Consider the following 11,420-nt stretch of genomic DNA (forward strand, 5'->3'; position numbering starts at 1 on the left):
CGGCCGGTGCGCAGCGCGCCGGCGCGCGCTCGTCGCGAGCGGCCGGATCTTGTGGCGCGTGGGCTGCTTGAGTCGCCTGAGCCACAGCCGATGCAGCCGCCGGCTTGGCGGCGGCGTTCGGCATCGGCTTGGCCACGGCCTTCGCGACGGGGCGAACCGCCGCCGACGCCACCACGCCTTCCACGCCGCTGATCCTGAAAGTGCCGATTGTCTGACGCAGGCGCGTCGCCTGATCCTGCAGCGACGCCGCAGCCGCCGCGGCCTGTTCGACGAGCGCCGCGTTCTGCTGCGTCACCTCGTCCATCTGCGTGACCGCGCGGCCCACCTGCGAAATGCCGCTGCTTTGCTCTTCCGAAGCCGCCGCGATCTCGCCCATGATGTCCGTCACGCGGCGCACGGCCTGCATGATCTCGCTCATCGTCGAGCCCGCTTGTTCGACGAGCGTGTAGCCGTTGTTGACCCGTTCGACGGAATCGCCGATCAGCTGCTTGATTTCCTTAGCCGCCGTCGCCGAACGTTGTGCGAGGCTGCGCACTTCGCCCGCGACGACCGCGAAGCCGCGGCCTTGTTCGCCGGCGCGCGCCGCTTCCACGGCCGCGTTCAGCGCCAGAATGTTCGTCTGGAACGCAATCCCCTCGATCACGCCGATGATGTCCGAGATTTGACGCGAGCTGTTATTGATCTCCGTCATCGTGCTGATTACGCGGCTCACGACCTCATTGCCCTTGGTCGCGATGTCCGACGCGTTGTGCGCGAGGCCGCTTGCCTGGCGCGCGTTGTCGGCATTCTGCTTGACGGTCGCCGTCAGTTCCTCCATGCTCGCCGCCGTTTCCTGCAGCGAGGCCGCCTGCTGCTCGGTGCGCTGCGACAGATCGCCGTTGCCCGCCGCGATCTGCTGCGTCGCCGACGCGATCGATTCCGCCGACTGGCGAATCTCGCCGATCGCGCGCTGCAGACGGCTCTGCATTTCGTTCATCGCGGCCATCATGCTCGACGAATCGTCGGCGCGCACGGGCACGATCTGCGTCAGGTCGCCCGTTGCAATGCGGGCGGCCAGTCGCGCCGCGTCTTGCGGCTCGCCGCCGAGACTGCCGCGCACGTTGCGGATGATCAGCAGCATCGCGAGCGAAATCGCCGCGCCGATCATCAGCACGACGATGAAATGCTCGATCAGGTTGGCGTAGTAAGCGGTATCGATATCGCGCACGAACACGCCGCTCGTGATGTTCCAGTCCCACGGCGCGAAACGCTGCACATAGCTGATCTTCGATGCCGTCTCTTCGCTGTGCGGCAGACGGCCTTTGTATTCGGCAAAGCCTTTGCCCGTTGCCTTCGCGGCATCGACGATCGACACGTACAGCAGCTTGCCGTCAGGGTCCTTGAAGTCGCCTACGGGTTTGCCGTTCATCTGCGGCAAGGTCGGATGCATCAGCACGACGGGCTTCGAATCCATCACGAACAGATAGCCGGATTCGCCGTAGCGCATCGTCGCAAGGCGCGCAAGCGCTTCGCGCTGAGCATCCGCTTCGCTCATCTTGCCGGCTTGCGCGAGTGCGTAATAGCCGTTCACGATGCCTTGCGCGGCATCGACGAGATTCACCATCCCGGCCTTGCGCTCGTCGAGCATCGTCGAGCGGGTTTCGACCGCGCTCCACATTCCGACGCCGAGCAAGCCCAGCCATACGAGCACAAGCGATAACCACAGCTTGCGGTTCAGACTCATCCTACTCATTGTGTTGGTCTCTTTGGTGTGGTCACTACTTTCGGCGCACCGGCCGCGCCCGCTTAAGACAAGCGGCGCAAACGATTGCCCTTCTGTATAACGGCAGATCGTAGTGCCGACTTGAGCCCGGCTGGTGAGCACATACCACCGCCCATCGCCGGATAATGTCGGCACGCCCGCTCCGGCGTATCTTCCATTGAGAGGTTTCGTATGTATGTCCTGTCCCTGAGCTACACGGCATCGCTCGATCGCGTCGACGATGTGCTCGAAGCGCACCGGGCCTTTCTGACGCGTCAGTTCGACGCGGGCGTGTTCATCATGGCGGGTCCGAAGGTGCCGCGCGACGGCGGCGTGATCGTCGCAGCGGGCATCGAACGATCGAGACTCGACGAGATTGTCGCGAGTGATCCGTTCGTACAGCAGAAAGTGGCGCGATATGACGTAACGGAATTCAAGGCAACGCGGATGGCGCCAGGGATGAATCTCAAAGTGCCTGAGTAAGCACGGGCGAGAAATGCAAAAAAGGCTGCACGGTGCCGTGCAGCCTTTTGGTATCGACGGGTTGGCGCGCGAATCGTCAGCCGAGCAGCAGCTTCAGATCGTGAACCCACGGCGATGCGCCCTGGCCGTCGCGGGCAAAAAGACGCAGCTTGCCGTCGGTATCGAAGACGTAGCTCGCGGCCGTGTGGTCCATGGTGTAGCTGTCGGGCGTCTTGCCTGGCACTTTCGCGTAGTACACGCGGAAATCCTTGGTCACCTTCGTCAGCTGCTCCTGATTCGCGGGACGCAGCCCGACAAAGGTCGGGTTGAACGCCGGCACGTATTGCGCCATCAGTTCAGGCGTGTCGCGCTCCGGATCGACTGTGACGAACAGCACCTGGACGCGCTTCGCGTCGTCGGGACCCAGTTGTTGCAGCGCTTGCGACAGTTCGGCCATCGTCGTCGGGCACACGTCCGGGCAGTGCGTATAGCCGAAGAACAATACGACGACCTTGCCCTTGAAATCGGCGAGCGTGCGCGTCTTGCCGCTCGAATCCGGCAGCGAGAAATCGGCGCCGAATTGCTTGTTGCCCGTGATATCGACGTTCGTGAAGGCGGGCTGTTCTTTCCCGCATCCCGACATCAGCGCCGCGCCGCCGAGCGCGCACGCGACAAGAGCGACGCGCGACACGCGCGCGAACCGTTTCATGAGCATGGTGTTACGCGCCGATCAAGGCACGCGCATAGTGGTCGATCAACAGCGCCGCGAACAGCAGCGACAGGTAAACAATCGAGTAACGGAAGGTTTTACGCGCGAGATCGTCGGAATATTCCCGATAAATCTTCCACGCGTACGCGAGGAAGATGGCGCCCAACAGAACCGCCGACGCCAGATACACGATTCCGCTCATGCCCGAGATAAACGGCATCAGCGTGACCGCGAACAGGATCACCGTGTACAGCAGGATGTGCAGACGCGTGTACGCCTCCCCGTGCGTGACCGGCAGCATGGGCAGGCCGGCGTTTTCGTAGTCCTTGCGGCGATACAGCGCGAGCGCCCAGAAATGCGGCGGCGTCCACACGAAGATGATCAGCACGAGAATCCACGCGTCGCCGGGCACGGCGCCCGTCACAGCGGCCCAGCCGAGCGCCGGTGGCATTGCGCCCGATGCGCCGCCGATCACGATGTTTTGCGGCGTATAAGGCTTGAGCAGCAGCGTGTAGATGATCGCGTAACCGACGAAGGTGGCAATGGTGAGCCACATCGTCAGCGCGTTGGTGAACGTATAAAGCGTCCACATGCCGAGGCCGCCGAGCACGGCGGAAAACAGCAGAATCTGCCTGGTGGTGATTTCGCCGCGCGCCGACGGGCGCCATGCCGTGCGGCGCATTTTCGCGTCGACTTTCTGCTCGACGAGGCAGTTGATCGCGAACGCAGCGCCCGCCAGCAGCCAGATGCCGACAGCCCCGCCGATCAGCACTGTCCACGGCACCATGCCGGGCGTGGCGAGGAACATGCCGATCACCGCGCAGAAAACGGCAAGCTGCGTGACGCGCGGCTTGGTCAGCGCAATGTATTGAGAAATCCGGCTACCGGGCGAATGGGGGAGAGTTGTGCTGTCCATGAGGGTCACGCTGGCGCGGCGTCGCGCGCGGGAACAACGGCGCGGCCGGGACGGCTATAAGCGATTCGAAAGTTTAACATAACGAGCAAAAGCAGCAGGATCGCTGCCCCGCCGTTATGGGCGACGGCAATGGGCAAAGGCCATTGCAAGACGATATTCGACAGGCCCGTGACGAACTGGATCACGATCACGAGCAGCACGCCGTTCGCGGGCCGCCGCAGCGACTCGAAATGGCGTATTTTCGACGCGAACCACAGCAGATACGCGACCACGACAAAAGCGAACGTGCGATGCGTCCAGTGAATCGCGACGAGCGCGTCCTGCGTGATCATGTCGCCGTCGCCCGTCATGCCGAGCGCGCGCCACAGATGGAAGCCATGCTCGAAGTCCATCGGCGGGAGCCACTGGCCGTTGCAGGTCGGGAAATCAGTACACGCGAGCACCGCGTAGTTCGTGCTGACCCACCCGCCGAGCGCGATCTGCACGATCAGCAGCGCGAGACCGAACAGCGCGGCCGTGCGCCAGCGCGCGGCTTCAGGCTCGTGCGCGGGTAGCGGCGTCTGGCGCGCCGCCAGCCAGCCGAGCGTGCCGAGCAGTGCGAGCCCGAGCAGCAGGTGCGTCGTCACGATCACGGGCTGCAGCTTCATCGTCACGGTCCACGCGCCGAACGCACCCTGCACGAGGATCAGCAGCAGCAAGGACGTCGGCCACCACGGCGACACGTGCAACGGACGGCGCCTGATGCGCGCGACCCACGCAATCAACGTCTGCGCGACGATCAACACGCCGATCGCCATCGCGAAGTAGCGGTGAATCATCTCGATCCACGCTTTCGTCATGCTGACGGGGCCCGACGGCATCGCCTGATACGCGGCGTTGATGGCGGCATGCGCGATAAACGGCGACGACGTGCCATAGCAGCCCGGCCAGTCCGGACAGCCGAGGCCCGAATCCGTCAGGCGCGTGAAGCCGCCAAACATCACCAGATCGAGCGTGAGGAATGTCGTGACCCAGACCAGCTTGCGGAACTTGTTGTCGTCGGCTTTCACCCACACGTACGACAGCGGCAGCAGCGCAATGCACAGCCCGATCAGTCCGAGTTGCAATACGAACATCTATCTCTCCTTCTGTTTGCCTCGAAGCGCTGCCTGAGCACTTTCAGGCACGTTTTCGCGCGCCAAGGCACTTTAGCCGATACCCGAATTTCTCAGCAGTTTCGTGACGTCGCCTTTGATCTTCGTCGGGTTGGGGTCTTTCGGGAACCGCATCATCAGATTGCCGCTCGGGTCGACCATATAGATGTGGTCGGTGATCTGCGTGCCTTCGCCGGCGGGCAGCCACGCGGCCACCTCCTTCGGATCGGCGACCAGCATCTCGGTGTCCTTGTAAGCGCTATCGACGACGTCGGGCACCTTGCCCGCGTCCGTGCGCAGAAACACGTTGACGATGCGCTCACGCTCGCCTGCCTGCGTCGCGCGCACCTGGCGCATGAAGTAGAGCTTCGTCACGCAGGGCTTGTCGCACGCGCTGCTGTCGACGGAAATCAACAGCCAGCGGCCCCGCAGCGATGCGAGCTTGAGCGGCTTGCCATCCTCGCCCGTGACGGTGAGCGCGTCCGGAATCGGGCGCTGCGGTTCGATCAGCGTGCCGTAGCTCGTCGTGCCGCCCCTCGGCTTGATCACGTAGTACGTGAAATACGAACCGATGACGGGCGCCGCGCAGACCAGCGCAATCAGCAACAGTGTCCAGCGGCCGCGCTGCCAGGAGCCTTTGCCGCCTGACCGGCCCGGATCGACGCGCTGGCCGTCTTGCGCGGGTTGCTGTGGCGTTTTTTGTTGCGTTTGTTGCGTTTGTTGCCGCGATTGCTGCGAACGGGAATTGTGCGTCGACACTCCTGATCCTCTTTCCTTGCTGCGCGCTGGCATCGTCATGCGCGCGGCGCTTGTCCGTTGTTGGCCGCGTCGCTGTCGTTCGGTCGCTTGTCGACCACCAGCTTTGCGTTTCTGGCGCCGCGTCGTGCCGCGTACAGGCCGAAAACGACCGCAGCAGCAGCCATGCCCCACCACTGGAACATGTACCCGTAGTTGCGTTCGACGCCCGTCGCTGGCGCAGGCCAGTCGCGCACGAGGTTGTCGCCGTCGTCGCTGGTCTGCTGGATCACGAACGGCTGCAGCGGCAAGCCCGTCTCAGCCGCGTACGACGCGACGTCGAGATTCTGGCGAATCGTCTGATGAGCCGCCGAACCGCCCTGCCCGAGTTCGTACGCGCGGCTCGCGTCGGCGCGCGCGATGCCTTCGATTTCGATCTCGCCCTTCGGCGTATCGTACGGCGCGATCGTCGTGCGCTCGTTCATGTTGCGCGGCAGCCAGCCGCGATTGACCAGCACCGCACCGCCGTCGCGCAGTTTAAAGGGCATCACGACGTAAAAGCCCGGCTGATCGTTATACGGGCGATTATCGAGGTACACCACTTGCTGCGGCATAAACTGTCCCACGGCACGCACGCGATGAAACTCGATATCCTTCAGCGCGATCGGCGTGGCGCCGACGTTTTGCGCGGGCGCGCTCTCGAACTGCGTGATCTGCGCCTGCAGCGCTTCCTTCTGCTGCGCGCGCTCGCGCTGCCAGAAACCCAGCCGGACCGTCACCGCGACGACGATCAGAATCAGCAGCGTCGGGATGAGACGAATCTTCATCGCGCGACTTTGGTCGAGACGCGCACCATCGCGTGCGGTGCGATAATGAAACGGTTGCTTTCGCGTTCCTGAATATCAGTTGGTTCCATGCACATTCTCGTTCCCATCGCGTTCGCTCTGATCATCGCCAGCATGGTGTCCGCGCTGTACTTCATGATGCACGACCGCGGCAAGACGAAGCGGATGGTGTGGTCGCTGGCCACGCGTGTCGGCCTGTCGATCTCGCTGTTCCTGTTCATCCTGTTCGCGAACTGGATGGGCTGGATTCACTCGACGGGCATCCCGTACGGCCGCTGAGGCGTCGCGTCGTCGCGACGCCGTTGCGATCAGCCCGATGCGCTGACGGATCAACCGCGCCATCTCGATTTGCCGGCGAAGTATGCCACTTTATTTCGCGCCGCTGCGGCATGGCACCCGCAACAATCCATTACGCGATCGGCGGCATTTCACCCTCGATCAAGCAAAACGCCGCCCTGACGGGGTCGAGGGCGGCGCTGCCTAAGTCTCTCCATTACGGCTCTCACAGCCACACGCTCCGCGCCTGGACCGCGCCCGTCGCCGTTTGATTACACCTCGCCTGCGATGCGTCACTGCGTCCATATGACGCACGACGCGTGCCGGCTCGTGCGGTCTTTCGCGGGGCGCTTCACACGCCCTTTACAGCCAGTACACGACGACGTACAAGCCGAGCCACACGACGTCCACAAAGTGCCAGTACCAGGCCGCGCCTTCGAATGCGAAGTGATGGTCGGCCGTGAAGTGCCCACGGATAAGACGAATCATCACGATGGCCAGCATCGTGCCGCCGAGGAACACGTGGAAGCCGTGGAAACCCGTCAGCAGGAAGAACGTCGAACCGTACACGCCCGACGCGAGCGTCAGGTTCAGTTCGTTGTAGGCGTGGAAATACTCGAAGCCTTGCAGGAACAGAAACGAAACGCCCAGCACCAGCGTGGCCGCAAGCCATGCGATGGCCTTCGTGCGGTGATTGTCACGCAGCGCGTGGTGCGACACCGTCAACGTCGCCCCCGACGACAGCAGCAGCGCCGTGTTGATGGTCGGCACGGGCCAAGGCGTCATCGACTTGAAGTGCGACACGAGATCGGCCGGTCCGATGTTCGGCCACACCGCCGTGAAATCCGGCCAGATCAGCTTGTAGTCGAGGCTGCCGAGCTGATGCATCGCGATCTCGCGCGCATAGAACAGTGCCCCGAAGAACGCGCCGAAGAACATCACTTCGGAGAAGATGAACCAGCTCATGCTCCAGCGGAACGACGTATCGACGCGCTTGCCATACATCCCGCCTTCCGACTCGGAAATCGCATCGCCGAACCAGTGGTATAGCGTGAAGAGCAGCCACAGCAGACCGATCAGCGCCGTGATGGGCGCCCACGGCTCGCCATTCACCCACGCCGCAAACGATCCGAGCATGACCAGCAGACCGACGGCAGCGCTGATCGGATGCCGCGACGGATGCGGTATGAAATAGTACGGGCTCTCGTTTTGACCGCTCATTGTTGATTCTCCACTTCAGTCCAGTTGTTCCGCTTGGTCCGGTTGAATCCACAGCCGACTGCGCTGCGCCCCGGCTCTATCTCCTGCGGCGCTGCGTCGCATCGCCGCCCTGCTCCATCCATTCGTTGCGCGGACCCCGCGCACTGCGTCGTACCGTCGTTGCGCCGTCTAGCCGACCACCGCGTGCACGACAAGAATCAGCACACCGATGAAAACCGCCGCGCCGATCAGCGCCGCCGCGAGCACGTGCAGCGGATTGAGCTGCGTGGCGTCCGCCTCCAGATCGCGCCGTTTGCGCACTCCGAAGAACGACCACATCACGGCTTTCATCGACTGGCCGAAACTGCTCTTCCTGCCGCGACCGCTATCGTTCATGTTCCTCGCCTTCGTTGGGCAAGCGTCATTGGACCGCGTCAGGCGGGGTTCGCAGCTTTCGCTGCGCCGTCCGCCGTCTGATCTTGCGTGCCGCGCGTCGTGGGCGCAGGCGCGTTCAGTTCGAAGAACGTGTACGACAGCGTGATGGTCTTCACGTCTTTCGGCAACTTCGGATCGACGACGAATACGACGGGCATCCGCTTCGACTCATTCGCCTTCAACGTCTGCTGCGTGAAACAAAAACACTCGATCTTCCTGAAGAACTCCGTGGCCTGCTTCGGCGCGTAGCTCGGAATGGCCTGAGCCTGAATCGTGCGTGCCTGCTGGTTGCTCACGTCGTACATCACGGTGGTCACTTCGCCCGGATGCACGTCGATACTGTTCTGCTCCGGCTTGAAACCGAGCGGCCCGCGCGCATTCGCGTCGAACTCGATCGAAATCGTGCGGCTCATGTCGACCTGCGTGTTCTTCGCCTCGCGCGCGGTCGCGTCGCGCTGCACGAGATTGTTGATGCCCGTGACCTCGCAGATCGCGCGATACATCGGCACCAGCGCAAACCCGAAGCCGAACATCAGCAACGCCACGACGACGAGCTTGAACAGCATCGGGCGGTTAAAAGAGCGATCGGTGCCAGCGGGCGGCTGCGTCGACATCTCACTTCCTCAACAGATCACATGCACTGGCAATCCGCACTCGCCATGACAGGTCAGGAGGCGAACCAGACCTGTTTGACGACGGCACCCAGAAAAAAGACGGCGACGACGGCAAGCAGAACCAGACCGAGTCGCAGATTTCCTGCGCGAATTTCGTCAGGCGTACGTCTTTTTTGTGGATTCCGGCTCATGCTCGACTTTGTTGATGCTGGGCCGCGTTTCCGGCCTGCTTTCCCGCCCCGGCGTTGCAACGCCGGAGCGGACCTTCCAGAACGGCAGACTGATTATTCGACCGTCGGCGGATTTTCGAACGTGTGGAACGGGGCCGGGCTCGGCACGGTCCACTCGAGGCCCGTCGCGCCGTCCCACGGCTTGTCGCCCGCCTGTTCGAGTTCGCCGCCGCCGCGATAAGCCGGCAATGCAACCGCGAACAGGAAGTACACCTGCGCGAGACCGAAGCCGAATGCGCCGATGGTGATGACCTGGTTCCAGTCGGTGAATTGGGCCGGGTAATCGGCGTAACGACGCGGCATGCCTGCGAGACCGACGAAGTGCATCGGCAGGAACGCGAGGTTGAAGAAGATCAGCGACGACCAGAAATGGATCTTGCCGCGCGTCTCGTTGTACATCCAGCCCGTCCACTTCGGCGACCAGTAGTACCAGCCGGAGAAGAGGCCGAACAGCGAACCTGCCACCAGCACGTAGTGGAAGTGCGCGACCACGAAGTAAGTGCCGTGATACTGGATGTCGAGCGGCGCCATGGCGAGCATCAGGCCCGTCAGACCGCCGAACGTGAACACGAACAGGAAGCCCACCGCGAACAGCATCGGCGTTTCGAACGTGAGCGCACCGCGCCACATCGTCGCGACCCAGTTGAACACCTTCACGCCCGTCGGCACGGCGATCAGCATGGTGGCATACATGAAGAACAGCTGGCCGGTGACGGGCATGCCCGTCGCGAACATGTGGTGCGCCCAGACCATGAACGACAGGATCGCGATCGACGCCGTGGCGTACACCATCGAGCTATAGCCGAACAGCGGCTTGCGCGCGAACGCCGGGATCACCTGCGAGACGATCCCGAATGCCGGCAAGATCATGATGTAGACCTCGGGGTGGCCGAAGAACCAGAAGATGTGCTGATACATCACTGGGTCGCCGCCGCCTGCCGCGTTGAAGAACGACGTGCCGAAGTGACGGTCGAACAGCACCATCGTGATCGCGCCCGCCAGCACCGGCATCACGGCGATCAGCAGATAGGCGGTGATCAGCCAAGTCCAGACGAACATCGGCATCTTCATCAGCGTGAGGCCGGGTGCGCGCATGTTCAGGATCGTCACGACGATGTTGATGCCACCCATGATCGACGACGCGCCCATGATGTGCACCGCGAAGATCGCGAAGTCCATGCCCGGGCCCATCTGCGTGGACAGCGGCGCGTACAGCGTCCAGCCGGCAGCCGTCGCGCCACCCGGCACGAAGAACGAGCCGACCAGCAGCACGGCAGCGACGGGCAGCAGCCAGAAGCTGAAGTTGTTCATCCGCGCGAAGGCCATGTCCGATGCGCCGATCTGCAGCGGAATCATCCAGTTAGCGAAACCGACGAAGGCCGGCATGATCGCGCCGAACACCATGATCAGGCCGTGCATGGTGGTCAACTGGTTGAAGAACTCGGGACGCATGATCTGCAGGCCCGGCTCGAACAGCTCGGCCCGGATTCCCAGCGCCATCACGCCCCCAGACAGGAACATGATGAACGAGAACAGCAGGTACAACGTACCGATGTCCTTATGGTTGGTGGCGAACAGCCAGCGGCGCCAGCCATGCGGCGTCGCGTGAGCATGATCGCCGTGCACATGCTCGTGCCCCGCGGCTACATCGTGTCCGATGCTAGACATGACAATCTCCTAAATCGAATGCTGCTTTTTCTGACTGTGACACGTCAGGCCGCTGCGCTGATCTCAACACGGCGTGCTTCCTTCGCGTCCGCGCCGCCCGTGATCGTCTCCGGCTTCTTCAAAATAATATGATCTTCCGCGATGCCCGCTGCCTTCAGCGCGTCGCGCACGGCTTCGGCACGCGCCTTTGCGAGCTTCGCGTTCTTGTCTGCAGAACCCGTAGCATCCGTAAAGCCCGACAGTGTGAACTTCGCGTCCGGATGCGCCTTCGCGTACGCGGCAGCCGCGTCGATGGCGGCCTTGGCGTCGGCGGGCAGCGAGCTCTTGTTCGTCTCGAAGTAGATGCTGGCGGGCAGCGACGCCTGCGGCGCCGATGCCGCTGCGCTGTCCGAAGCTCCGCCCGACGCGCCCGACGCTGCCGTGGGAGCCGACGCGCCCGCATCGCCGCTGGCGGCA

14 protein-coding genes are annotated in these 11,420 nt (G+C 63.1%); 2 read left to right on the forward strand and 12 right to left on the reverse strand.

Translation table 11 applies throughout. The annotated features are described in order from the left end of the window. A partial coding sequence (locus H3V53_RS41020; RefSeq protein ID WP_336602712.1) for a methyl-accepting chemotaxis protein occupies nucleotides 1-1,732 on the reverse strand: 1,732 nt, incomplete at its 3' end. A 201-nt stretch (nucleotides 1,733-1,933) separates the two neighbouring features. On the opposite strand from H3V53_RS41020, the gene H3V53_RS41025 reads away from it, so the two are divergent. Continuing rightward, a complete protein-coding gene (locus H3V53_RS41025) occupies nucleotides 1,934-2,224 on the forward strand; it encodes a YciI family protein (protein ID WP_054917459.1) in 291 nt (96 codons plus the stop codon). 76 nt (nucleotides 2,225-2,300) lie between these two features. Here the strand turns inward: H3V53_RS41025 and H3V53_RS41030 are convergent, their stop codons facing one another. From H3V53_RS41030 to H3V53_RS41050, 5 genes are all read right to left on the reverse strand, one after another. Then, nucleotides 2,301-2,918 (reverse strand): SCO family protein, encoded by a 618-nt coding sequence (locus H3V53_RS41030; RefSeq protein ID WP_336602713.1) that lies wholly within the window; start codon nucleotides 2,916-2,918, stop codon nucleotides 2,301-2,303. Nucleotides 2,919-2,922: 4 nt separating this feature from the next. Further along, entirely contained in the window at nucleotides 2,923-3,828 is a 906-nt protein-coding gene (gene cyoE / locus H3V53_RS41035) for a heme o synthase (protein WP_336602714.1), read from the reverse strand. A 5-nt stretch (nucleotides 3,829-3,833) separates the two neighbouring features. Beyond that, entirely contained in the window at nucleotides 3,834-4,943 is a 1,110-nt protein-coding gene (locus tag H3V53_RS41040; protein WP_336602715.1) for a COX15/CtaA family protein, read from the reverse strand. A 72-nt stretch (nucleotides 4,944-5,015) separates the two neighbouring features. Next, nucleotides 5,016-5,720: an SCO family protein gene (locus H3V53_RS41045; RefSeq protein ID WP_336602716.1), complete on the reverse strand. Its 705-nt coding sequence runs from the start codon at nucleotides 5,718-5,720 to the stop codon at nucleotides 5,016-5,018. Between the two features lie 35 nt (nucleotides 5,721-5,755). Next, complete coding sequence (locus tag H3V53_RS41050) at nucleotides 5,756-6,523, reverse strand: SURF1 family protein (RefSeq protein ID WP_336602717.1); 768 nt, start codon at nucleotides 6,521-6,523, stop codon at nucleotides 5,756-5,758. A gap of 87 nt (nucleotides 6,524-6,610) precedes the next feature. Between H3V53_RS41050 and H3V53_RS41055 the strand changes: the two genes are divergently transcribed. Further along, nucleotides 6,611-6,820, forward strand: coding sequence for a twin transmembrane helix small protein (locus H3V53_RS41055; protein ID WP_028365060.1), 210 nt, complete (start codon nucleotides 6,611-6,613; stop codon nucleotides 6,818-6,820). 360 nt (nucleotides 6,821-7,180) lie between these two features. Here H3V53_RS41055 and H3V53_RS41060 read toward each other — a convergent pair whose 3' ends face one another. The 6 genes from H3V53_RS41060 to H3V53_RS41085 form a co-directional block, all read right to left on the reverse strand. After that, complete coding sequence (locus H3V53_RS41060) at nucleotides 7,181-8,038, reverse strand: cytochrome c oxidase subunit 3 (RefSeq protein WP_054917471.1); 858 nt, start codon at nucleotides 8,036-8,038, stop codon at nucleotides 7,181-7,183. A gap of 168 nt (nucleotides 8,039-8,206) precedes the next feature. After that, nucleotides 8,207-8,413: a DUF2970 domain-containing protein gene (locus tag H3V53_RS41065; protein WP_054917472.1), complete on the reverse strand. Its 207-nt coding sequence runs from the start codon at nucleotides 8,411-8,413 to the stop codon at nucleotides 8,207-8,209. Nucleotides 8,414-8,451: 38 nt separating this feature from the next. Beyond that, a complete protein-coding gene (locus H3V53_RS41070) occupies nucleotides 8,452-9,066 on the reverse strand; it encodes a cytochrome c oxidase assembly protein (protein WP_054917474.1) in 615 nt (204 codons plus the stop codon). A gap of 53 nt (nucleotides 9,067-9,119) precedes the next feature. Continuing rightward, on the reverse strand, nucleotides 9,120-9,257 hold the full coding sequence (locus tag H3V53_RS41075) for a cytochrome oxidase small assembly protein (protein ID WP_336602718.1): 138 nt from the start codon (nucleotides 9,255-9,257) through the stop codon (nucleotides 9,120-9,122). Between the two features lie 93 nt (nucleotides 9,258-9,350). Further along, the gene (gene ctaD, locus H3V53_RS41080; protein ID WP_054917475.1) at nucleotides 9,351-10,964 is read right to left on the reverse strand and encodes a cytochrome c oxidase subunit I; all 1,614 of its coding nucleotides are present in this window, start codon (nucleotides 10,962-10,964) and stop codon (nucleotides 9,351-9,353) included. A 44-nt stretch (nucleotides 10,965-11,008) separates the two neighbouring features. After that, on the reverse strand, nucleotides 11,009-11,420 hold a 412-nt coding region (locus H3V53_RS41085; protein WP_336602719.1), incomplete at its 5' end, for an OmpA family protein.

Source organism: Paraburkholderia bengalensis, assembly GCF_037126505.1.
GTDB lineage: Bacteria > Pseudomonadota > Gammaproteobacteria > Burkholderiales > Burkholderiaceae > Paraburkholderia > Paraburkholderia bengalensis.